Source organism: Cellulosimicrobium sp. Marseille-Q8652 (assembly GCF_965112045.1).
This window is the reverse complement of record NZ_CBCOPS010000002.1, coordinates 1,242,014-1,263,212: the sequence shown is the minus strand read 5'-3', so window position 1 is coordinate 1,263,212 and position 21,199 is coordinate 1,242,014. Positions and strand designations below refer to the sequence as shown.

General features: G+C 69.1%; 21 protein-coding genes, 1 tRNA gene and 3 pseudogenes. 11 read left to right on the top strand and 14 right to left on the bottom strand.

Annotation, left to right across the window (positions count from 1 at the left end):
- Positions 1-135: 135 nt before the first annotated feature.
- The 3 genes from ACWPWV_RS15485 to ACWPWV_RS15475 form a co-directional block, all read right to left on the bottom strand.
- Positions 136-921, bottom strand: a complete 786-nt coding sequence (locus tag ACWPWV_RS15485) for an SCO1664 family protein (protein ID WP_454043834.1) — start codon at positions 919-921, stop codon at positions 136-138.
- Positions 918-1,469, bottom strand: a complete 552-nt coding sequence (locus ACWPWV_RS15480) for a DUF3090 domain-containing protein (protein WP_454043833.1) — start codon at positions 1,467-1,469, stop codon at positions 918-920. Before ACWPWV_RS15480 ends, ACWPWV_RS15485 begins: the two co-directional genes overlap by 4 nt.
- Positions 1,470-1,546: 77 nt before the next feature.
- Positions 1,547-2,284 carry a histidine phosphatase family protein gene (locus ACWPWV_RS15475; RefSeq protein WP_454043832.1) on the bottom strand — a complete coding sequence of 246 codons (738 nt, stop codon included), beginning with the start codon at positions 2,282-2,284 and terminating at the stop codon, positions 1,547-1,549.
- Positions 2,285-2,402: 118 nt separating this feature from the next.
- Between ACWPWV_RS15475 and ACWPWV_RS15470 the strand changes: the two are divergent.
- The 4 genes and pseudogenes from ACWPWV_RS15470 to ACWPWV_RS15455 all read left to right on the top strand — a co-directional run.
- Positions 2,403-2,549: pseudogene (locus ACWPWV_RS15470) on the top strand (transposase); the annotation flags it as partial.
- Positions 2,550-2,573: 24 nt separating this feature from the next.
- Positions 2,574-2,863, top strand: a pseudogene (locus tag ACWPWV_RS15465) (IS3 family transposase); the annotation flags it as partial.
- A 137-nt stretch (positions 2,864-3,000) separates the two neighbouring features.
- Positions 3,001-4,134 (top strand): DUF262 domain-containing protein, encoded by a 1,134-nt coding sequence (locus tag ACWPWV_RS15460; RefSeq protein ID WP_454043831.1) that lies wholly within the window; start codon positions 3,001-3,003, stop codon positions 4,132-4,134.
- A gap of 6 nt (positions 4,135-4,140) precedes the next feature.
- Positions 4,141-4,659: a HEPN domain-containing protein gene (locus ACWPWV_RS15455; protein WP_454043830.1), complete on the top strand. Its 519-nt coding sequence runs from the start codon at positions 4,141-4,143 to the stop codon at positions 4,657-4,659.
- Positions 4,660-4,818: 159 nt separating this feature from the next.
- On the opposite strand, the gene ACWPWV_RS15450 is transcribed toward ACWPWV_RS15455, so the two are convergent.
- Positions 4,819-6,636, bottom strand: coding sequence for a glycosyltransferase family 4 protein (locus ACWPWV_RS15450; RefSeq protein ID WP_454043829.1), 1,818 nt, complete (start codon positions 6,634-6,636; stop codon positions 4,819-4,821).
- 348 nt (positions 6,637-6,984) lie between these two features.
- On the opposite strand from ACWPWV_RS15450, the pseudogene ACWPWV_RS15445 reads away from it, so the two are divergent.
- Positions 6,985-7,371: pseudogene (locus ACWPWV_RS15445) on the top strand (hypothetical protein); the annotation flags it as partial.
- A gap of 7 nt (positions 7,372-7,378) precedes the next feature.
- Here ACWPWV_RS15445 and ACWPWV_RS15440 read toward each other — a convergent pair.
- From ACWPWV_RS15440 to ACWPWV_RS15420, 5 genes are all read right to left on the bottom strand, one after another.
- Positions 7,379-7,455, bottom strand: a tRNA-Pro gene (locus ACWPWV_RS15440).
- Between the two features lie 57 nt (positions 7,456-7,512).
- Positions 7,513-8,880, bottom strand: coding sequence for an MFS transporter (locus ACWPWV_RS15435; RefSeq protein ID WP_454043828.1), 1,368 nt, complete (start codon positions 8,878-8,880; stop codon positions 7,513-7,515).
- Complete coding sequence (locus ACWPWV_RS15430; RefSeq protein WP_454043827.1) at positions 8,877-9,521, bottom strand: GntR family transcriptional regulator; 645 nt, start codon at positions 9,519-9,521, stop codon at positions 8,877-8,879. Before ACWPWV_RS15430 ends, ACWPWV_RS15435 begins: the two co-directional genes overlap by 4 nt.
- Positions 9,522-9,947: 426 nt before the next feature.
- On the bottom strand, positions 9,948-10,292 hold the full coding sequence (locus ACWPWV_RS15425) for an Imm10 family immunity protein (protein WP_454043826.1): 345 nt from the start codon (positions 10,290-10,292) through the stop codon (positions 9,948-9,950).
- 50 nt (positions 10,293-10,342) lie between these two features.
- On the bottom strand, positions 10,343-10,876 hold the full coding sequence (locus tag ACWPWV_RS15420; RefSeq protein WP_454043825.1) for a putative immunity protein: 534 nt from the start codon (positions 10,874-10,876) through the stop codon (positions 10,343-10,345).
- 35 nt (positions 10,877-10,911) lie between these two features.
- On the opposite strand from ACWPWV_RS15420, the gene ACWPWV_RS15415 reads away from it, so the two are divergent.
- Positions 10,912-11,910: a hypothetical protein gene (locus tag ACWPWV_RS15415; protein ID WP_454043824.1), complete on the top strand. Its 999-nt coding sequence runs from the start codon at positions 10,912-10,914 to the stop codon at positions 11,908-11,910.
- On the opposite strand, the gene ACWPWV_RS15410 is transcribed toward ACWPWV_RS15415, so the two are convergent.
- Complete coding sequence (locus ACWPWV_RS15410) at positions 11,907-12,617, bottom strand: hypothetical protein (RefSeq protein ID WP_454043823.1); 711 nt, start codon at positions 12,615-12,617, stop codon at positions 11,907-11,909. The two genes, ACWPWV_RS15415 and ACWPWV_RS15410, sit on opposite strands and share 4 nt — an antisense overlap.
- Before the next feature lie 56 nt (positions 12,618-12,673).
- Positions 12,674-13,066, bottom strand: a complete 393-nt coding sequence (locus tag ACWPWV_RS15405; RefSeq protein ID WP_454043822.1) for a hypothetical protein — start codon at positions 13,064-13,066, stop codon at positions 12,674-12,676.
- Positions 13,067-13,353: 287 nt separating this feature from the next.
- Here ACWPWV_RS15405 and ACWPWV_RS15400 point away from each other — a divergent pair, with 287 nt between their 5' ends.
- A complete protein-coding gene (locus ACWPWV_RS15400) occupies positions 13,354-13,683 on the top strand; it encodes a hypothetical protein (protein WP_454043821.1) in 330 nt (109 codons plus the stop codon).
- A gap of 4 nt (positions 13,684-13,687) precedes the next feature.
- On the opposite strand, the gene ACWPWV_RS15395 is transcribed toward ACWPWV_RS15400, so the two are convergent.
- Complete coding sequence (locus tag ACWPWV_RS15395; RefSeq protein ID WP_454043820.1) at positions 13,688-14,809, bottom strand: DNA glycosylase AlkZ-like family protein; 1,122 nt, start codon at positions 14,807-14,809, stop codon at positions 13,688-13,690.
- A complete protein-coding gene (locus tag ACWPWV_RS15390; protein WP_454043819.1) occupies positions 14,806-15,444 on the bottom strand; it encodes a dihydrofolate reductase family protein in 639 nt (212 codons plus the stop codon). The genes ACWPWV_RS15395 and ACWPWV_RS15390 overlap by 4 nt, the downstream gene beginning before the upstream one ends.
- Before the next feature lie 235 nt (positions 15,445-15,679).
- Here ACWPWV_RS15390 and ACWPWV_RS15385 point away from each other — a divergent pair, with 235 nt between their 5' ends.
- Positions 15,680-16,447: a cohesin domain-containing protein gene (locus tag ACWPWV_RS15385; protein ID WP_454043818.1), complete on the top strand. Its 768-nt coding sequence runs from the start codon at positions 15,680-15,682 to the stop codon at positions 16,445-16,447.
- A 53-nt stretch (positions 16,448-16,500) separates the two neighbouring features.
- Complete coding sequence (locus ACWPWV_RS15380) at positions 16,501-18,354, top strand: amidase family protein (RefSeq protein ID WP_454043817.1); 1,854 nt, start codon at positions 16,501-16,503, stop codon at positions 18,352-18,354.
- 781 nt (positions 18,355-19,135) lie between these two features.
- On the opposite strand, the gene ACWPWV_RS15375 is transcribed toward ACWPWV_RS15380, so the two are convergent.
- On the bottom strand, positions 19,136-19,681 hold the full coding sequence (locus ACWPWV_RS15375; protein WP_454043816.1) for a PH domain-containing protein: 546 nt from the start codon (positions 19,679-19,681) through the stop codon (positions 19,136-19,138).
- A 266-nt stretch (positions 19,682-19,947) separates the two neighbouring features.
- On the opposite strand from ACWPWV_RS15375, the gene ACWPWV_RS15370 reads away from it, so the two are divergent.
- Both ACWPWV_RS15370 and ACWPWV_RS15365 read left to right on the top strand, forming a co-directional pair.
- A complete protein-coding gene (locus ACWPWV_RS15370; RefSeq protein WP_454043815.1) occupies positions 19,948-20,838 on the top strand; it encodes a hypothetical protein in 891 nt (296 codons plus the stop codon).
- Positions 20,835-21,185, top strand: a complete 351-nt coding sequence (locus ACWPWV_RS15365; protein ID WP_454043814.1) for a hypothetical protein — start codon at positions 20,835-20,837, stop codon at positions 21,183-21,185. Before ACWPWV_RS15370 ends, ACWPWV_RS15365 begins: the two co-directional genes overlap by 4 nt.
- Positions 21,186-21,199 lie beyond the last annotated feature (14 nt).

The following is a 21,199-nucleotide window of genomic DNA, read 5'->3' as shown; positions in this document are numbered from 1 at the left end:
TCCTTCGTTGGAGGGCGGGCGGCGGTGCTCGCGGGTATGACAGCGCTGACACACGAGACGGTGCCAGACGATCGGGAGGGCGTCAAGAGGATGAGGGCTGCGCCGCGTCACCTCAGCGCGACGACGGGGACCGACTCAGAACAGCGGCCACGGGACGGGCGGCATGCCCGCTTCCGGGTGCGGGAAGCGCGCCGTGCGCAGCAACTGGTCGCAGCGAGCGGCGAGGGCAGACACCTCGTCGTCGGACAGCAACCCGCCCAGCCGACGACCGAGGTCGCCGTCGACGTCTGTGCCGAGGTCCGCCCGGAGCCGCGTGACGCCGTCGAGCTCGTCGGCTTCGAGGCTCGCCCCGACCCAGCCCCAGAGCACCGTCCGCAGCTTCGGATCGACGTGGAACGTCACCCCGTGGTCGACGCCGAGGCGTCGCCCGTCCGCCAGCGGCAGGACGTGACCGCCCTTGCGGTCGGCGTTGTTCACCACCGCGTCGAACACCGCCATGCGCCGCAGCGCCGCGGAGTCCTCGTGCACGAGGGCCACCGGCCGGTCGTCCTCGTCGACGCCCTCCAGCACGGCCCGCACGCCGTCCTTCGGCACCTCGTCGGTCGGCACGACATCGACCGGGGACTGCGTCCCGTCGATCTCCTGCCAGAGCTGCACCATGCCCGGACCCATCGGCCCGTCGCGCAGCCACGTGCGCGGCACGATCCCCCAGCCGAGCGCCTCCGAGACGAGGTACGCGGCGACCTCCCGGCCGGCCAGGGTGCCGTCCGGGAAGTCCCACAGCGGGTTCTCCCCCGCGACCGGCTTGTAGACGACGTCCACGTCACCGATCCGGGCGCGGAACGTCGCGTTCGAGGCGACGCGGATGCGTCCGACGATCTCGATCGACGCCTCGTCGAGATCGACGTGCGACGACGTCACGCCTGGTCGGGCAGCGCGCACTCGTGCCCGTCGGCGTCCATCGGCTGACCGCACCGTGGGCAGAGCGGACGGCCGGAGCGCACGACGACGCGGGTGCGCTGGGCGAATGCGCGCGCCGTGCCGACGGGCATCTTGACCAGCAGCACCTCGGCCGGCTCGGGCTCGTCGCCGTCCTCGTCCTGCTCGGGGTCGCCCTCCACGAGCGGGTACGCCTCGACGACGACCTGCGCCGTGCGGGGGTCCCAGCTGAGCCGCATGGACCCGGCGCGGAACTCCTCCTCGACCGGTTGGTCGAGGGGGTCGTTGTCGATCAGCTCCGCGGGCACGTCGGCGGGGATGGTGTACCGGTTGTCCGGGTCCGCCATCAGCTCGTCGAGCAGGCGCTGGATGGTCTCGGCGAGGACGGCCGACTGCTCCTTCTCGAGAGCGACGCTGGCCGTGCGGGTGCCCGATCGGGCCTGGAGGTAGAAGGTGCGGGACCCGGGCATCCCGACGGTCCCGACGACGACGCGGTCGGGCCAGTCGAACTCGTGGACGAGAGTGGGCATGCGTCCACTCTACGAGCGCTCGCGCGCTCCGTCAGGACGGCTTCCGATCGCTGGTCACGACGGCTGGAGGTAGCTCGTCAGGATGCCGACGGGTCGCTCGGCTCACTTGGGTCGCTCGGGTCGTCTGGCTGTCCCGGACCGGCGCCTCCCCCGACCGGCGCGTCCCCGACCGGCGCGACCGTGCGCAGCCACGAGAGGTCACCGGCGTCGGTGTTGACGGCCACCACCTCCGGCCGGTGCTTCCCGTACCGCACGATGGAGATCGACGCCGGGCCGACGACGATGCGTTGGAACAGGTCGAGGTGCATCCCGAGCGCGTCCGCGAGAACAGACTTGATCACGTCGCCGTGCGAGACGACCGCCCAGACGGCATTGGGCCCGTACTCCGCCTCGACCTCGGCGTCGTGCCGGCGGATTGAAGCGACGCTACGGGCCTGCATCTCCGCGAGCGACTCGCCGCCCGGGAACGCGGCCGCCGACGGCTGCGTCTGCACGACCGACCACAGCGGCTCCTTCGCCAGGTCCTTGAGTGCGCGTCCCTGCCACTGCCCGTAGTCGCACTCGGTGATGCCTCGCTCGGTCACCTGTTCTGGCGCACCTGCTTGGCACTCGAACAGGACGCGAGCGGTCTGCCGACACCGTTCCAGCGGGCTGGCCACCACCCGGGTGAGCGGTACACCGGCCATGCGCTCGGCCGCGCGGACGGCCTGTTCACGCCCGACGGCGTCCAACCGGACTCCGTGCGCGCGACCCGCGAGGATCCCTCCGGCATTCGCGGTGGTGCGGCCATGGCGGACGAGGAGGACTGTGGGCATGCCCTGAGCCTAGGGCGAGCGAAAGTTCTTCAGCCGCCGCATCGACCGAGGGGACTGCCCCAGCATCGGTTGACTCCTGAAATGTGAGGACTGTGGTCCTCGCTGGAAGGATGTCCCCGTGCCCAAGCCCTATCCCGCCGAGTTCCGTCGTGACGTGGTCGCCGTTGCCCGTCAGGGCGGTTCCATCGCTCAGATCGCCAAGGACTTCGGAATCACCGAGTCCTGTCTTCGTAACGGGCTCAAGGCCGCCGACGTCGAAGACGGCGTGCAACCCGGGGTGACGAAGCAGGAGCAGGCCGAGCTGCGTGAACTCAAGCGGCGCAACCGTCAGCTCGAGCAGGAAGTCGAGACCCTTCGCCGGGCGGCGGCGTACTTCGCCAAGGAGATCTCCCCAAAATGACGTACCCGCTGGTCGGTGACCTGGCCGCAGACGGGATCCCCGTCGCGGCGGGCTGCCGGGTGCTCGGGTTCTCCAAGCAGGCCTACTACGCGTGGAAGGCCCGCCCCGTCCCACCCGCAGACCTGCAGCGCGCACACCTGATCAACACCGCATGGGACGTGCACCGAGACGACCCGGCGGCGCGTCCACTCTCACTGCGAATCGATCAAGACGGGATACGACCCACGGCCGAAGGTCTGCCGCCCGACCAACCCAGAAGTTGGGAGACACGCCCTAGCTCCCACACCGCAACGTTCGACGGCGGTACCCTCAGGCCGTGAGCGACGACGTGGCGATGGAAGTACCGGGCGACAACTCCTCCTTTGATGCGGACGATGTGGCCGAAGAGGCCGCCGTCGACCCCGATCCCACAAAGGTCGCCTATACGACCACGGATTTCGACGTTGAGGGACTCGTTCGCAGGCTTGGACGCAACGACATCCGAATCCCCACATTCGGGGACGAAGAAGCGAGTGACCACGAAGAAGCGCCCATAGAGACGGCGCGATTCCAGCGACCCTTCGTGTGGAGCAAGGCCCAGATGGACCGATTTATCGAGTCCCTCCTACTGGGCTACCCCATTCCCGGAATCTTCCTAGTTCAACAGAGCGATCGCAGCTACCTAGTACTCGACGGTCAACAGCGACTGCGCACACTCAATGCCTTTTTCGAGGGAGTTGTGAACAAGAAGGAGTTCGCCCTCCAGTATGTCGGAGAGAAGTTTAAGGGGTTGACATACAAGACGTTGGGCACCGACCAGCGCCGCATGCTAGAAAATACATTCATTCAGGCCACCATCGTCCAGCCGGACGGCTCGCCAAGCTCGCTGGACGCCGTGTATCAAGTTTTCGAACGCTTAAACGCTGGCGGAACACAGTTGACTCCACATGAGATTCGAATCGCCCTCTATGCTGGTGCCTTTGTCGAATGGATCACGCAACTGAGCCGCTCCGAGGAGTGGCGCAACCTCTACGGACCACCTGCGCGCCACCTACGCGATCAAGAATTGATCCTGCGCGTGATTGCGCTCGTCGTATCGCCGGGAACCTATAAGCGGCCGCTCAAGAAGTTTCTCAACGACTTCATGGCGGAGCATCGAAATCTCAACGGACTCGACCGCGAATCTCTCGATCTGAGGTTCAGACGAGCAGCGCAATTGGTCGCCCAGGGGCCAGGACCGCAATCGATCCGACCTAGCGGCACGGCAGTGAATGCGGCGCTCACCGAGGCTGTCATTGTCGGCCTGATGCGCGGGCTCGAAGCGAGCCAGCTCTCCCCCGCGCAGGTAGAGGCGGGCATGGCGCGGCTCCTCGCAGAGACGGAACTCCCGGGCGTGATCGAGCGGGCAACAGCGGACGAAGATAGCGTCAGGAAGCGTATTGCGCTCGCGACGCGAGCGTTTGCGCGTTAACTGGAAATGACGTCGCAGCAATGGCCGCCCTGGGAGATAACGAGCTCGCTCTCGAACCTCGAGCAACTTCGCCAGTTTGTCGAGGATCCAAAGTCACACGATATCGGCGCGGAGCCTCTCGGATGGATGTCGCGCCTGCTAGTAGTCCGAAGCTGCGGCTATCTGGAAAAGGCGGTTGCCGAGTGCGCGCGAGGTTTTGTTCGGGAAAAGTCCGGCGGAATGGTTCGATCTTTCGGCTTAACGTGGCTCGAGCACTCAAGAAATCCCAAACCATCCGCGCTCACGGAACTGCTCGGACGCTTCGACGCTGCTCTCGAGGAAGAGTTCCGCGCGTTCGTTTCGGCAAACGATGCCTTCCTCGAAAAGGAGTTGTTCGTTCTCGTGAACGTTCGGAACAGAATCGCGCACGGCGAGAATGAGGGCGTGAACCGTGCGCGGGCGCTGACGTTGAGCGCGGTAGCCGAGGACGTCGCAGACTGGTGGATCTCCGCGCTCAACCCCTATTCGCGGGGTACTTCAGCCTAGCTCCCACCGTTCGTCAGTAGCGTGTTGCGACCGATTCATCGTCGCACTTGCGCTGAAGGAGGCGAGGTTCCGGCTCCGGTGCACAGATCCATTACGCGCAGTATTCCTAGATGTGCCCTACATCGCGCAGCGCCGCCAACCAGGGAAACACTCGCATGCTCAGCCGAGATTTTCGACAGCCTCCAGCAACTTATCGACGGCATCACTCCAACTGACCACTCTCGCCAAGCTCTCCCGGAGGGCGGCCGCCCGCTCCCGCGCATCCTCGGGCTTTCGGAGGAGTTCCACGATGGCATCCGCCCATACGTCGGCAATCGGGCGCCCTCCCTCAGCCGTGACTATCGGCAAGATGGAAGTAGGGCTCGTGTCGAGCTGACGAAGCCGGAGGAACATCGCAAGTCCAGAGTTCTCGCTGATAAGTACCGGGACTGCACTTGCGACCGCTTCGTAGGCCGCCAACCCGAAACCTTCGTGGCGTGAAGGCAATAGCACAACCTTCGCCTGGGCGAGATCCAAAACGACGTCCTCTTCGGAGTTCGAGTAGGGGCGGAGGTCATACTCCACCGCACCTTCGAATATTGTGTCCAGTCGTCCGGCGACCTTTTCCTCAGTTTCCCGCGGGACGCCGCGAATCACCAAGTGCGGCGGATGGACCTTGGTCCCCCAGTTCCTCCTAACCTTGAGCAGCGCCTCGGCTGCAATGTCAATTCCCTTTGAGTGAAAGTCATCTGCGCGCCCGACAATGAGTACTGAGTTCCTGACTGGCGCATCCCCCGAGCGACTAATGTACCCGTCGCGCAAGCCCGGCACTAAAGATAGGACCGGAGGACGTTGCCCCCCGCTGATCAGGTCGTCGCTTATTGAGTCTGCCAGCAGGGGGCCCACTCCGACCACGAGTGAGGCGGACTGCGCAAGGTCGCGTTCGAGGCCTCGACGTTCGTCTGCCTTCTCCATCCGAAAGGGGTCTTCGGCGGTTCGCTTGGCCGCCTCGAGCTGCCCGGCCGCCGTATGGACAAAGTGTAGTCTCCTCGCCTCTGGGAAGAACTCTTGCTGCTGCGCTGCGGCAAAGGGCCCGAGAATGCGCCCATGACCGACGATGAAGTCGGGCTTCCAGCTCGACACGGGCAGGATCGGACGCAAGGTTAGGAGCGAATGCCTACTTAAGCCGGGGATCCGGGCAGGGGTAACCAGGGCGACGCCAGCATCCGACGCGCTCCGCACGTCTTCATCGGTCGCGATTGGGACCATCGTTACAACGTCGCATCCTCGGGTCGCCAACGCGGTTGCCAGCTCGCGGTTCACCGTCGAAATACCACCAAGGCCCGAGCGCCACTCGTCGGCTACGAACAGAAATCGACGCCCGTTCGAAGGATGCACGTTTGGGCCGTCGCCCGAATTCTGGTGCGCCGGTGAAAGCGAACGAATTATTGTCGAGATCGCGTCGGAGTCTACAAGCTTGGCGTACAGAGTGCCATGCTCAGTCGACACACTTTCCGATTCGACTTCGCCGAAAAGAGGCAGCCACCGCATGCCGGCGTCTACATAGCCAATAACGACCACATCGTAGCCAACGCCGTCGAGACTGCGGAAGAGTGGCGATAGAAAACGAACAAAATCTTCAACGTTGGGTCGGCCAGAAATCAGGAGGATAGCGCCAAGCACGAGTGGGTCTCTAAATGCGCGCCTCGTCTCAACGCTGGCAGCTAGTAGCTCAGCGACTCTATTGCGAGCGTTCTTGGCGAAGTTCGCCGAATTGACGACCTTGAGTTCGATAGCGATCGGCGCGCTGCCGTCGCGCGTGATGACCAGGTCGGGCCCCCGGACAGCACCGCGGCGCTCGTACGCCGATGCGCCTAGAATTTCCGAGATTGCAGTCTCGATACCGCGCGCGCGTTGATGTAGCCTTTCCGAGCCGCCGGCTCCGGTACCCCATTCTTGCAGCGTATGCGTCAGCCACACTTCGGTATTCGCTTCCACATGGGTGATGCTATGCGAGCCGGCGCCAAGTCTGCCATCGGGTCGACCCGATCGAACGTGCGGCGATCCTGTAGCGCCTCGCGCGGACAGCCAGGCGTGGAGCACGGGCGCCCGCACGGCCTAACAGCACGCCTGCGGACCTGCTGTCCACGGCGACAGTCCCGACTCGTCGGCACTCCGTCCAGTCGTGTCTTCCACGTTCTAGTCGGACCAACGCCGTGTCCGCCCGGTTCGACGCTGCCAAGTCGATACGATCTAGCCAGTCACAGGCGACTCGAGGGAGTAGCTGAGCGAACTGGAGTTTCGCAAGCGACGGAGGATTGCATACTGTGCTATTCATCCAGCTCGGGGCACCGGTCCCTGCCCCACGAGGCCACCCCCGCCACCACCTAAACCGCCAGACCCAAGACCGGCCCCGGCACCGACCGGACCACCGACACCCACGACCGCATCCGCGAAGACCGCGTCTCTGTCACGGGCACCGTCACCCTGCGTCACGCCAGCCGCCTGCACCACATCGGCATCGGCCGCACCTACGCCGGAACCTACGTCCTGCTCCTGGTCCACGACCTCGACATCCGCATCATCGACCGCGCCACCGGCGAGATCCTGCGCGAGCTCACCCTCGACCCCGCACGCGACTACCAGCCCACCAGCCGACCACCCGGGCCTACCCCGAAACGACGAATGGCCGAACCTACGAAACGTAGGTCCGGCCATTCCGATGTCCTGTGACATCACATGGTCGGGCTGACAGGATTTGAACCTGCGACCCCCTGACCCCCAGTCAGGTGCGCTACCAAGCTGCGCCACAGCCCGTGGCTGGATCACCGGGCAAGATCCGTGCGGACCGGACCCCGTGAAGCCTCGGATACTCTACCCCATCCGCACCTCGTCGAGAGCACCGTTTGTCCCGGTCGCGGCTGTGCGGTCGGTCTCGACCCCGGGCTCCAGCGACGTACGCCGCTCCCCCGTCGGCAGATGCGCCCGCCACGCGAACGCGACGACCACCAGGCACGACGCCGCGATGACTAGCCCACCGAGGAACATCTGCGCGTACGTCCACCGCACGGACAGCGCCGCGAGCGCCACCGGCACGCAGAACCCGACGTACGTCAGCGAGTAGTACACGGCGGTGAGCCCGGCGAGGTCGTCGGGCGTCGCGATGCGCTGCACCTCGCTGAGCCCTGCGACGAGTGCGAGCCCGTAGCCGGCACCGAGCACCATGGCGGCGACGAGCGCCGTCGGCAGGTCGAGCCGCGCGCTGGCGAGGGCGCCGAGCCCCATGCCGACCACGACGATCGACATCGCCACGACCGACGCCCGGGCGCTGTGCCGGGTGTCGATGAGCCGGCCGAGCACCTGGATCCCGACGCCGCACCCGAGCCCCAGCACCGTCATGAGTCCGGAGAACGCGATGGGCGCGCTGCCCGCGCTGGCCGTGACCAGGCCGGGCAGCACGGCGTACGCGCTGCCCGCGCACCCGAACACCCAGGGCGCTACCGGCACGACGACGCGCAGGAACCGCCGGTGCGCGACCGCCGGGACGCGCAGGTCGTCGAGCAGACGGCCCCGCTCCGCACCGTCAGCGCCTACCCCAGTGCCGAAGCGCGTCTCGGGGACGCGCAGCACCCACACGCCCGCCACGACGGCGAGCGTCGCGTGCAGGAGGTAGGCGGCGTGCGTCGGCCAGGGCGCCCACTGCGCGAGCACCGCGGCGACGCCGGCCCCGACGAGGAACCCCAGCGTGAGGGCGAGGCCCGCGCGCCGGGCGCCGGACCCGCCGTCGGGCACGCCGGACTGCTGCGCCGCGGCGTCGCTGAGCTCCTTGACCCACGTGGTGCCGACGGCCATGACGAGCCCGAGCGCCACCCCGCACAGGACGCGCCCGGTGGCGAGCAGCGCGGCCGACGACTCCCCCGCCGCGAGGACGAGCGAACCGACGAGCGCGACCGGCGCGGCGGGCAGGAGCAGGGGTCGGCGCCCGTACCGGTCGGACAGCGGACCGCCGAGCAGCAGCGCCGGCACGATGCCGAGCACGTACGCGGCGAGCAGCGCGTCGACCGTCACCGCCGAGAAGTGCCCCACCTCCCGGTACATGACGAGCAGCGGCGTGAACTCGTTGCCGCCCCACGCGACGACGGCCATGACCAGGGCGACGGGCAACCAGGCCCGGTGCCCGACGCGCGGAGCGGTCGCCGTCTGCCGGCTCACCTCGGTCGGGGCGTCGGTCGCGCGGCTCACAGGCCGGTCCGCGCGTCGTCGAGGTGGCGCTGGATCCGACGCTTGTAGGTGCGGGTGTCGCGGGCCTCGAGGGCGTCGACGAGCGCGCGGTGCCCGGCGACGAACGTGGCGGCGCGACTCTCGTCCCAGCGGACGCTGTGCGCGACCATGCGCTGCTGACGTTCGCGCAGGCTCGTGTGGAAGGCCGTGAGGAGGTCGTTCCCACCGGCGGCGACGATCTCGGCGTGGAACCGCGCGTCGAGGGTGGCGTACTCGGCGACGTCGCGGTCGGCGACGGCGGCCTCCTGCGCGACGACGAGGTCGCGCAGCAGGGCGACCAGGGCGGTGAGCTCGCTCTCCGGCAGACGCGCGACGCCGAGCGCCGCGTGGGTCTCGACGAGCAGCCGCGCGTCGAGGACGTCGTCCACCTCCCCCGGCGCGATCGGCACGACGAGCGCCCCCCGCTTCGGGTACAGACGCAGCAGACCCTCTGCCTCGAGCCGCAGGAACGCCTCCCGCACCGGCGTGCGGCTCACACCGAGCTGCTCGGCGATCTCGCCCTCGCTCGTCATCGACCCGCCAGGAAGGCTCCCGTCGAGGACGTGTCGCTTGACGTGACGGTAGGCCTGCTCGGTCGCAGAGCCGCTGGTGGTACGAGGCATAGATACATGATGCATCCATGTTGTCGACGACATGACGCGTTCCGGCGCTGGCGGAGCATGACCCTCGCCACACGCGCATCTGCTCCCTCTGGCGTGGCGAGCCGCTACGAAGCGCTCGACGTCGTCCTGTCGTGGATCGCGGCGGGATCTTCGTCGGCAGCTCGCCCTCCGAGAGGCCCAACGCGTGACCAGCCGGCTCGCGCCGCTCCATGGTCAACCTACGGCGCCGACAGGATCTTGCTCCAGGTCCTCCCGGAGAACCGCGCGTGGCGCTCCAGGCGGTCTGCCACGGGCCGAAGCGCTCGGGGCCACGCGATGCTCATCCGGTATCGGTGCACGATCCCCTCCACGAACTGGCGGCGATCACGCCACGGACGCGGTGCTGTTCTCGCAGCGATCGTGCTCTGGGCGTCGAGCACGCCGTGGTCATGCGGTCGGCGCCACGATCCGGGGCAGGTGCTGCTCGACAATGCCGACTGCTGCATCGTCCACGACGAGCTCGACCAAGCTCGGCAACTCGAGCGCCGCTGCTGCGTCAGCGTTCAGCTCCAACGCGAGGACATCGCCCCGCATGTCGAACCGAACGAGCCCGCCGTAGTGCACGGCGGCACCACCACGGACGATCGCGTAGGTGTCCTGGCCCAGGGCCACGTCCTGCGGATCGTGAGCCAACGAGCGTTGAAACTCGATCGTGTCTCCCGACTCCACGTCGAGCAGCACGATCGCCTCGTAGTTGTCCTCGATGCTGCGCGTGAAGCCAACTCTGATCACAGGCGGGATTCTGCACCATCGCGCGCGTAGACCGCCCCTGGACCGCGGCCTCAGCGCCGCAAGGCAGCGTCGAGCACCCGGAGGAGCTCGCCGATGCGCCCACCGCCCTCAGGAGCCTCCGGGTACCGGCGCAGTACTGCGACGACGAGCTCCGGCGCACTCGCGTGCGCGCGATCCACCCACTCGTCCCCGACCCGGCGGTCGTCGCCTGCGTCGAGCTCCGCCGCACGTGCCGCGTACGCCGCGGAGCCGAGGATGTGCTTCACCTGGGTCGCCTGGGCGAGAGGATGCAGGAAGGCAGCAGCGGCCGCGTGGCCCGCCGCCCGTGCGGCCTCGGCAGCGGCGGGCGTCGCGGCCTCCTTGGCCGCCGCGAGCGCGGCGAAAGCAGCCCTCCTGAGCGCGTTGGTCCGCTTGCCACCCTCCGCGAACGAGAGCGCCGTGTCGATCGCCTCCCGCGGTCGCGGTTCGTCGGGATGCTCAGTCGTGAAGAACGGCATCGCTGTCGTCGCGCACCCTGCCGCGTAGCCGGTGACCGCGCGGATGTCGTCCAGGCTCAGGTCGACGTGCTGCGGCGACGTGGTCATGCGCGCCATCCTGCCCGTCTGGGATGCTGGCGGCCATGGACGACCGATTCCGCGACTGGCCTCGCCTGGGGACGAACGAGGTCGACCCGGGCGCATTGTCCGCGCCCGGCGGCCGATTTTCCGAGGTGCTCGCAGATCTGGGCGTCGACGGCGCGACTGCGCCCGGGGCGCCGGACGACGGGTGGCGCGTCCTGCGCATCGACACGCAGGGCGTCACGGTGGTCGGCGCGCCGTCGCGGCCCGACAGGTCCCGCTGGCGCATCGCGTCGGTCTCGACCGCCGAGACCGACGGTCGCCGAGACTGGGCCGTGCACGGCACCGAGGTGATGCTGCGACCGAGCAAGGCAGAGCTCGGCCGTGGCCTGTGTCTCCGGTGGCCGGACGCTGTCAAGGACTCTCCGGACCTCGACCGGCTCGCGATCGACGTCGTCAACACAGGTCAGGAGCGCTGGGCGCCGGAGGACGACCACGCGTTCGTCGCGGTCGGCGTCGTACTCCCGGTGACCGCAGCAGGCGCACCTGACCCACCGTTCGGTTTCGGCTACGTTCGAGGGCGGCATCCGGCCGTTCCTCTCGATCCTGGTGAGTACGCGCGACTGCCCCTGGTGGTGTCCTCGTCGCCACAGGACCACGAGGAGCCCGGTCCGCAGCACGTCGTTGCGCTCCTGCCAGAGCTCGGCCTCACGACCGCCGATCCGCTCTCGCTCACGTTGACCGCGGAGCAGGTGGCCCGCCGTCGACGGCCCCCGCCCCAACTTCCGGACGCCGAGATGCTCCGACCACGCCTCGCCGAGGCCACCGCGCTCCTCAGCGCGCGGGCGGCTCTCCATCAGGTGGTCGATGCCGTGCTGACCGCCCCGTCAGACGACGCGGCGGTCGCGCGTATCAGCGATCTGTTGAGCTGCGACCCTGTGATCGCCCGTCGCGTGTACAGCGCACCGTTGCGGCGCTTTCGCTCGCAGGAGCATCTCATGCAGAACGTCGTGGAGTGCCGACAGGACGTCGAGGATGCGGAGAGTCGTTCTGCGGTCTAGCCCGGCAGTCCCTCAGCGGTCATGCTTCGGCGCAGCGGAACGTGCCGACGCCACATCGCTCGGTAGTTGCGGTATCCGCGCAGCAACCACAGCACGAAGCTGGTCACCGCAGCCATCACGCCGACGGCGATCGCCCATCCCGCGGCGTCGGTGAGCGCCCAGATGACGCTCCCCCACAGGAGCCCGACGAGCACCGACTCGACGACGAGGATGAGCATCATCGAGCTCGCGAGCATCTGCGTCCGGTCCCGCGACGCGAACGGGAAGTACGTACGGTTGGCCCCGGCCAGGTCGTCGGCGGGCGACATGAGGAAGTACCTCTCGACGCCCGGGTCGAGGTCGACGTACGCACCCCGCAGCCGGTTCATCGCGAGCACGTGGGCTAGGTCCTCCTCGGCCGTGGCGAACACGCGCAGCTGCGTCACGCCGCCGAGCAGGGCCAGCAGGAGCAGCACGCCGATCGCGACGGCCGCGAACCCACCCCGGAAACTCGTCGCGTTGCCGAGCACTCCCAGCCCGAAGACCCCCGCCGAGACGAGCGTGAGGAAGATCGCGATACGCGTCAGCACCTCGCTCTGCGTCGTCGAACGCGACGCGAGAAGGCTCCAGTGCTCCGTCGCGAGGATCTGCGCGCGCAAGGCACGCTGCGCGTCCGTCAGACGCGCGACGTCGTCGCCTTCGGCCGGCGCCGACCCTGCCGTCGCCATACGAGCATTGTCCACCCGTGCCAGTGGGCAGCCCGTCGCGGCACTGCTCCGCGGTCTCAGCCCTCGAACACGACCAACAGCTCCCGGCTCACGCCCAGCTCGGCGATCTGAGCGAGAACCGCTGTGTGCTCCGCAGGAGTGAGCTCGACGACGAACGAGCTCCCGGTGTCGTCCGCCGACACGACGATGTCTCCGCTGCTGGCGACCCCCGTCATCGCGATCGTGTACGGCGCGATCGCCGCGGCCAGGTCGAGGTCGCGGTCGACGCTCGGGTTGAGCCGGACCGTGACGCTCGGCGCCCAGCCGAACCGCTTCGCGAACCGGCCACGCTGCTCGACGGCGCGGTCGGAGAGCTCCGCCATCGCCCACTCGACGTCGGGTGGCCACGGGTCGTCCGAGTACACGTCGACATCGATGGAGGTCAGCCGGTCGTGGAGCACGTGCAGCACCGCGCGGCAGAGTGCTTGTCTCTCGTCAGCACTGGCGCCATCGCGCGCCATGAAGCTGGCAGCCGTCCCTCGTGACCTCACGGAGGAAGGGTGACAGATCGAGCGCACGTTCGGACGGTCAATCCGGCCGGGAGCGCGGTGTCGCCGTGGAAGACTCTGCCCCCATGAAGGCCCCGCAGGCGTTGCCGCTCGACGAGACCACTGCTGCGCTCCGCGCTCTGGCGGCCAGGTGGCAGGAGCAGCTGACCGGCCGCGGGAGCGTCTCCCCGCCACACGACGAAGGTGGCGTGGAAGGGTTCACGGCGAGCTCGCCGTCGGACGGCACGGTGGAGATCTGGGTGATGCACGACGCCGACGGTGTCGTCGTCAGTCTCGGCGGTGCTCCCGGCTGGGAGCTGCCCCGCGAGCAGGCCAGCGTCGACGTGGTCGAGGCGATCATCGCCGCGGCCGTCGAGGGGAGGATCGAGGTCGGCACAGGACGGGGGATGCGCTCCTACCGCGTCCCCATGCCGGACGGTTCGGTCCGCGAGGACACTGCCGAGGGCTTGGTCGCCCTTCTTCTCGCCATGCCGTGGAAGCCGCGCCTCCGGTGGACGACAGCCGCTCCCTACGCCTGACGCCTCAGTCCATTCGCGGACGAAGCCGCAGCGGACGGTCGAGAAGAGTGCCGAGCCACCCGACCTCGTCCGCGAGCGCCCCGGCCGCCGTCACGTCGGCGGCCCACCGGGCGCCGTCGAACCACGTCACCGCGACGTCGTCCCTGGACACCGCCCACGTGCCCGCGACGACGCCACCGACCACGACGAGGTTCGCCCCGCGGCTCACGGCCTGGCGCTGCTCGGGCGGCACGACGTGCGCGTCGGCCGTGCCCGGGCCGAGCACCCACTGGTCGTGTCCCGGGAGGAGGCGCACGCTCGTCGACGGCCGCGTCGCGGCGAGGGCATCCGCGTGCTCGCGCAGCACCGTCGCGGGCTCCCCCTCGACGTCGACCTCGGCGAACCGCTCGGCGAGGTCCGCCCACCACCGGCGCACGCGAGCACGACCGGCGCCCAGGCCCTCGCCGAGCCAGTACTGGACGTGCGCCTCGGTAGCGGGACCGTAGGTACCGACGTACGCGAGGACCGCGTGGCGACCCGCCTCGTCGAGGTCGGGCCACGGCGTCCAGCGCGGGTTGGTGTCGAGCCGCCGGAACGTGGGCTCCTGGCCGCGCGACGGCCCGAAGCTCATGTCGCCCTGCCACACGAACGGCTTGAGGAACGTGTGCGACGGGTCGGCGAACGCTTGCCGCAGGTGCGCGTACGCGGCGTCCCGGGCGACGACGTCGCCGAGCTCCGCGCGGGTCAGCGGCCCGTCGCTCAAGGCGTCGCGGACGACCTCGCGCAACCGGGGCCAGTCCTCGGGCTCGAGGCGGTAGTACTCGCGCCAGGACGGCCGTTCCCACATCCGGCCCGCCGCACGGAGCGTGAGGTAGGCGCCGCCCTCCTCGGGCGTCACGACATGCGTCGCCCCACGGAAGGCGTAGACGGCGAGCAGCTCGCCGTCGGCGAGCGCCCGTGCGACCTCGCCCTGTCGGGAGGTGTGTCGGGACGCGACCTGTCGGGCCCGGACCGCGAGCTCGACGTCGGACGCCGCCGGCACGGCGCCGAGACGGCGCACGACGTCGGTCGCCGCCATGTCCCCCAGGGGGTCCAGGAGTTGCCGGCGCAGGCGCCAGGCGAGCGCTCGCGCCGGGTCGGTCCTCACGACCGCTGCCTCCGCGTGAACGTGAGGTGCGTGACGCCGCTGGGCGCGGAGACCGCCTCGACGGCGTAGTCGTCCTCCAGCGCCTCCAGCCCGTCCCACACGCGGACGCCTCGGCCCAGCACGATCGGGACCTGGACGAGGTGCATGTGGTCGACGAGCCCGGCGGAGAGGAAGTCGCGTACGACGGTCGCCCCGCCACCGATGCGGACGTCCTGTCCGTCGGCTGCCGCCTGCGCCACCTCGAGCGCCGCGGGCGGCGTCGCGTCGAGGAAGTGGAACGTAGTTCCGCCGTCCATCTCGATCGACGGTCGCGGGTGGTGCGTGAGCACGTAGGTCGGGGAGTGGAACGGAGGGTTCTGGCCCCACCAGCCCGTCCAGTCCGGGTCGTCCTGCCACCCGGGCGGCCCGAACTTGTTCGCGCCCATGATCTCGGCCCCGATGCCTCGGTCGTGCTGCGCGGCGAACGCACCGTCGACCCCTGCCGACCCTCCGCTCGCGTCCCAGTACCGGGTGGCGAACATCCACTCGTGCAGCCGTTCCCCGGCGTGGCCGAACGGCGCCTCCAGGGACTGCGGCTCGCCAGTGGCGAAGCCGTCGAGAGAGATGGACAGGTTGTGGATCCTCGTAAGCGGCATGTGCGTGCTCCTCCGTCGGGGCGGCGTGGCGAGAGGCCGGCCGCCAGGCAGTCCGACCGCGGCGACCGCCGATTCTCATCGCGCGTCGCGCTCCGGGCTCGACGCCGGGAACGACTGCGGCTTACACGCAGGAAACGACCGGGAAACAGCGGCCTGTGAGCATCACTCGCGGCGGGCACCCTCTCACGACCCGAGCGCCGGTGCGCCCGCCGCCCGAGGAAGGAACCGCTCCCCCATGACCCACACCCCCACGCGCCGTCGGGCACGACGACGCGCCACGCTCGTCGGCGGCCTGACCCTCGCCGCGAGCCTGCTCACGGCCCAGGCAGCCCAGGCCGCCCCGTCCGTCGCCGACCTCACCGTCGACGCGCCCGCCACCGTCGAGGCCGGCGAGCCGATCGAGGTGACCGTCGCCGTCGCGGGCGCCGCCGACCTCTACGCCTACGACCTCGCGGTCGCCTACGACCCCGAGCTCGTCGCGTTCGTCGAGGACAGCGCCGTCACGCCCGACGGCGGGTTCTCCGACGCGACGGACGACGGCGCCGGAACGGTCGCCATCGCGCACACGCGTCTCGGCACCTCGCCGGGACTGGAGGGCGACGTCACGCTCGCGACGCTGACGTTCACGGCGCTCGCCGCGGGTGACGCGGTCTTCGACGTCCCCGTCGTCACGCTCGTCGGCACCGACAAGGAGACCGTCACGCTCGAGGACGCCGGCACGGCGACCACGACCGTCACGGCCGTGCCCGTCCCCACCGACGAGCCGGGAGAGACGACGCCGCCCACCGACCCGGGCACGACCGACCCCGCGGACGACGACGCAACCTCTGACCCCACCTCACCCGCCACGTCCGGCGCGGGCGGCACGGACGGCGGCGGCTCCGGCGGCCCGCTCGCCTCGACGGGCGCGAGCGTCGCGGCCATCGTTGCCGGCGCCGTGCTGGCCATCGCGACCGGCGTCGGGATCCTCGTGGCACGCCGTCGGGCGGTGGCGTCCCGATGAGCACGCACACCGCCACGACCGTCTCCGCGCACCACCCCCGGAAGGACCGACCCGTGACCCTCACGCACCGCCGCGCGGCAGGGGGCGTCGCCGCGCTGACGCTCACCGGCCTGGTCGTCGGCCTGGCCGCCGCCCCGACCGCGACCGGTGCCCCCGCGCCCGCCGCACCCGGCACGTTCCTCGCGCCGTACTACACCGAGCTCGACCTCACGGGCGACCTCCAGGTGACGGCGGACGACCTCGCGGTCGTCGCCGCGAACCTCGGCCTGACCGCGCAGGACGAGGGCTGGAAGGACGTCGCGCTCGTCGACACCGACGCGGACGGCGCCCTCACGGTCGCCGACCTCGCCGCCGTCTCGCAGCGCATGGTCTACGACGACGGGCCGTTCGAGCTCGTCGAGGCGTCCGTCGTCGACATGCAGGCCGCGATGAACGCGGGCGTGACGACGTCCGTCGAGATCACGCAGGAGTACCTCGACCGCATCGCGGCCTACGACCGCACGCTCGTCGACACGTCCGAGGGCGGCCGCCCGCTCGCGTCGATCGTCTCGACGAGCACGGTCGCGCTCGACGCCGCGAAGCAGGCCGACGCGGTGCGCGCGTCGCAGGGCATGACGAGCATGCTGCTCGGCGTGCCGGTCGCGGTGAAGGACAACTACGACACGAAGGACATGCCGACGACCGGTGGCTGCGGGTGCTGGGACGCCAACCAGACCGCGACCGACGCCGCGATGGTCGACGGCCTGCGGGCCGACGGCGCCGTGCTCCTCGCCAAGGCCAGCCTCGACGAGTTCGCGTTCGGCTTCGAGTCGCAGTTCTCGTCGTTCCAGGCGGCCGGCTCCGCGACGTACGTCGCGAGCCCGTACTCGACGAGCCGCACCGCCGGCGGGTCGAGCGGCGGTACCGGGGCAGCCATCTCGGCCAACCTCGCCGGCATCGGGTTCGGCACCGACACGGGCGGCTCGATCCGCGTGCCGTCGTCGTACAACCAGCTCGTCGGCGTGCGCCCGACGACCGGCCTCGCGTCCCGCGACGGCATCATCCCGCTCGCGCTGAGCCAGGACACGGGTGGCCCGATGACGCGCAGCGTCACCGACGCGGCCGTCGCGCTGGACGCCGTGGTGGGCGTCGACCCGGCCGACCCGGTGACGTCGCGCCAGGAGGGCGAGGTCCCGGCGTCGTACACGCAGTACCTCGACGCCGACGCGCTCGACGGCGCCCGCATCGGGTACGTCCCGTCGATGATCGGCACCAACGCGACCACGGTCCGCCTGTGGGCCGAGACCCGCGCGACGCTCGAGTCGCTCGGTGCGACCGTCGTCGAGGTCACCCCGCCGACGTCGTACTCCGACGTCCTGCCGCGCGGCTTCGCGAGCGTCGTCGGCGAGGGCTCCGGCTCGACGAACGAGTTCAAGCACGACCTCGACGCGTACGTCGCGAACCACCTCTCCCCCGCGGTCGAGGCTCGCACGCTGTCGCAGATCGTCGACTCGGGCCGCTTCGTACCGTCGCGCCGCGGCACCTACGAGTCCCGCGGGGCGATCACCGAGGAGACGTACCAGGCGTGGGCCGGCCCCGAGGGCACGCACACCAAGGTGCTCGCCGAGGGCAAGACGCTCGTCACCGGGATGCTCGACGAGCTCGAGCTCGACGCCCTCGTCTACCCGAGCGGCAACCCCTACGGCACGATCGGCACCAACCTGCGACTCAGCCCCAACACGGGGATGCCCGCCGTGACGGTGCCGATGGGCCAGGCGTCCGCGACCGAGGCCATCCCCGACGCCGGCGTGAACCTCGAGCTCCTCGGTCGGGACTTCGACGAGGGCCCGTTGCTCGGCCTCGCGTACGCGCTCGAGCAGGCGACGCAGGCGCGCACGAGCCCGACGCTCTACGGCCCGCTCGGCTGAGTCTCGTCCCAGCAGTGCCCGACGACGGCCGGTCCCCTTGGGGCCCGGCCGTCGCCTTGTCTTCGAAGTGAAGTTCGGCCTGGAACAGCTTGCGTGGTGTCCGCCGAGCGTTCGACGCGCTGCTACGACCCGCGGGGCGCGGCGCTCAGACGCGCGCACGCGCGCAGGCAAAGACCAGCGTACGAGCCGCATCGAAGGCTCGGCGGGCACCTGCCTGATCTGCGCTGCCCGGGCCGGACCTGCAGGCGCGCGTCGCGGTTGACCTGCGCACCGACCAGCTCCGGTACCTGCTGGGGACGTAACCTAAGGAGACCTGGGTCACAGAGTGGCGAGTATGACGGCGCACGAAGGTCGGCCGACGAAGAACTGCGTCGCCGGCGCCCGAACCCAGCTAAGCGACCGAGCAACGCGGGAAAGTACATCGGCGGCGCCGTGGGTGCCGTTGCCATCGACGCGCTCATCACGATGTGCCGCGCACAGGGCAGTGGAGAATGTGACGGTCTGATCGACGGGAGCGCTAGTTTCGAGCAGTGCTGAGCACCTATCGGCCGGTGGTCCGGCTCATTGCCAATTCTCCCGCGTCAAGATCGTCTCAGAGGCGGCTCTTGCATCCGCAGACGTGTCGGCCGGCAATGGCGGGTCGCTCGACAGGTGCTCCGTCCACGCCAGTTGGACCAGCGGTTGCGTCTCGTCAAAGAGGCCACCTGCGACGTCGTCCGAGAGTGAGAACCGCGGATCGCGCCGCACGATCTGTTTGACGAGATCGCGGTCGAGATGCGGCTTAGATGCGACCAAGGAGTTCGGTCTTCTTCGCTTCGAACTCAGCGTCAGTGAGGATTCCAGCCTCGTGCAATTCCTTTACTTTGCGCAACTGGTCCATGACGTCGTCACCGCCCGTGCTGGGTGTCGTGGGAGCGGAAGGCGGTACGGTTGCAGCACCGCCTTGGATACGATCGCGGACCGTATCAACGAGTAGCTTGCCGAATGTCTTGTCGACGTTCTTGATCTCCGCCTTGTTGTTCGACACGTAGACCGTGACGGACCCGAGCATCACGCCGGACTTCCACTGGATCGAGGAGATCTTTTCGATCGGAAAATCCTCGTTGGTCGAGGACATGATGCCGTCCTTGGTGAACAGCAGCCGCCGGTCGGTGAGGGTCAGCAGACCGGTGGCGTTGCCGTACGTGCCGGATAGGAGCAGTTCGACCCGTTCTCCGTCCCAAAGGTGGCTCTCGAGCTTCTTCAGCTCACGGCCAGAGCCGACCGTACTTGCGAGCTTTGATGCTGCCGCCGCGATGTCGTCGCGCAGGTCGTCATGCTTCGCCATAGCAACATGGTGCGCCGTCGACCGGTGTCGCGCATTTCGTCCAGCTCCCGGGGGCTTAACCGGCGCCGCTGGCCCCCGCAGGGCCGGGGCCCCAACCACCGGAGTTGTTGCAGGGCGGGGAGCGAGTGCTACCGTCTTCGGCATGGTCGCCGCCTGACAGGCGGGCGACCCGGTCCGAGACGAGTGCACCCGTGGTGTCGTCGCTAGGTGGACCGTGCGCCGTGCGCAGCCAACCAGTAGGCGTTGTCATGCCTCACAGCGGGTCCATGACAGCGCAGGGCGCCGCGCAGAGGAGTACCACGATGGACAATCGAACTTACAAGCCGCACTCGAAGCGGATCCACCACGCCACCGGCTTCGACCTCCACGAGATGCAGGAGCGGGTGGCCGCCGCGGCACCGCGCACGGACACCCCGAAACTCTTCGCCGCGCTGTACGGCAACCGCTCCGACAGGGACCACCTCTCGTCGGAGTTCCAATTTGGGTGCCTGGCGGACCAGACCTTCGACTCGGTCGCGGATGCGCAGCAGTGGCTCTCGGACCACGGGCCCAGCTTCGGGCGAGAGTTCGCCGACGACTCGTCGATCGAGATCCACTACGTCCGCATCGTCTCCACATTGCCGGACGAGCCGTACGTCGACGGCACCTCAAACCCGTTTCCTTCGCTCGACGAGCGGTTCACTCCAGTCGACCCATGGCAGTGGGTGAAGATCGCGCCTGCGCGCATCACGCGGTCCACGACTTGGTGGTCGCCATGCCACCACCCGGGCGACCAGGTCGGCCGTGGCCGCAACCTCGTGTTCTGCCGCGCGTGCGACACACGGCTTCTTCCCGGCGGCTACCTCTCGCTACCGCTTCCGCCGAACGTCCGGGCCGAGCAGACGTGCTCCAAGAGGCAATGCGACGGCTGGGCGACCGCCGCGCTCTTCGAGCGCCACGTCCCCGACCGCGACCTTTGCGGCCTCGCCGACACCAGCTATCTCCGTGGAAGCGGGCTCTTCTGCCTCCAGCACGCCGAGTCGGAGATCGCGGACATTCCGACGCCGCAGCAGCTCCTCGAGATGGGCATCGATGTTGAGCGGTGCCGCGCGCACGGGAAGCAAGTGGAGACCTTCGTCGACTTCGCGCCCGTGTCGGACGTCGAGGCGCAGCAGTGACCAGGTTCAGCCTCGATGCCCTCGACGCCGTCACGGGCGCAAACCACGTCCGCGACGCAGCAGATTCCGCACTCCGCAACGCGGTCAAGACCGCCCGCGATGCCGGCGCGAGCTGGACGGAGGTCGGGCGAGCACTCGGCATCAGCAAGTCCGAGGCCCGAGCTCAGTACAAGCACGCCAAGGGGGCCGTCTATCTCGACGAGAAGTCCCTGGTCCAGCTCGTCTTCCTGGCCGACCACTGGCGCTGCGACCTCGAGACGGCGCTCAGCCGGGTTGTTCGCGCCAACTCCAGAGACCACCGCGAGCACGACGAAGGTCACGCAACCACGACCTCGTCGACGGCGTGAACTAGGCGTAAGGA

What these genes read in the sequence shown, in the direction of transcription:
- ACWPWV_RS15480 (WP_454043833.1), bottom strand. Translation starts at nt 1,469, where the DNA reads ATGCCCACTCTCGTCCACGAGTTCGACTGGCCCGACCGCGTCGTCGTC.
- ACWPWV_RS15475 (WP_454043832.1), bottom strand. Translation starts at nt 2,284, where the DNA reads ATGCCCACAGTCCTCCTCGTCCGCCATGGCCGCACCACCGCGAATGCC.
- ACWPWV_RS15455 (WP_454043830.1), top strand. Translation starts at nt 4,141, where the DNA reads ATGACGTCGCAGCAATGGCCGCCCTGGGAGATAACGAGCTCGCTCTCG.
- ACWPWV_RS15430 (WP_454043827.1), bottom strand. Translation starts at nt 9,521, where the DNA reads ATGCCTCGTACCACCAGCGGCTCTGCGACCGAGCAGGCCTACCGTCAC.
- ACWPWV_RS15420 (WP_454043825.1), bottom strand. Translation starts at nt 10,876, where the DNA reads ATGACCACGTCGCCGCAGCACGTCGACCTGAGCCTGGACGACATCCGC.
- ACWPWV_RS15415 (WP_454043824.1), top strand. Translation starts at nt 10,912, where the DNA reads ATGGACGACCGATTCCGCGACTGGCCTCGCCTGGGGACGAACGAGGTC.
- ACWPWV_RS15410 (WP_454043823.1), bottom strand. Translation starts at nt 12,617, where the DNA reads ATGGCGACGGCAGGGTCGGCGCCGGCCGAAGGCGACGACGTCGCGCGT.
- ACWPWV_RS15390 (WP_454043819.1), bottom strand. Translation starts at nt 15,444, where the DNA reads ATGCCGCTTACGAGGATCCACAACCTGTCCATCTCTCTCGACGGCTTC.
- ACWPWV_RS15385 (WP_454043818.1), top strand. Translation starts at nt 15,680, where the DNA reads ATGACCCACACCCCCACGCGCCGTCGGGCACGACGACGCGCCACGCTC.
- ACWPWV_RS15375 (WP_454043816.1), bottom strand. Translation starts at nt 19,681, where the DNA reads ATGGCGAAGCATGACGACCTGCGCGACGACATCGCGGCGGCAGCATCA.
- ACWPWV_RS15370 (WP_454043815.1), top strand. Translation starts at nt 19,948, where the DNA reads ATGACAGCGCAGGGCGCCGCGCAGAGGAGTACCACGATGGACAATCGA.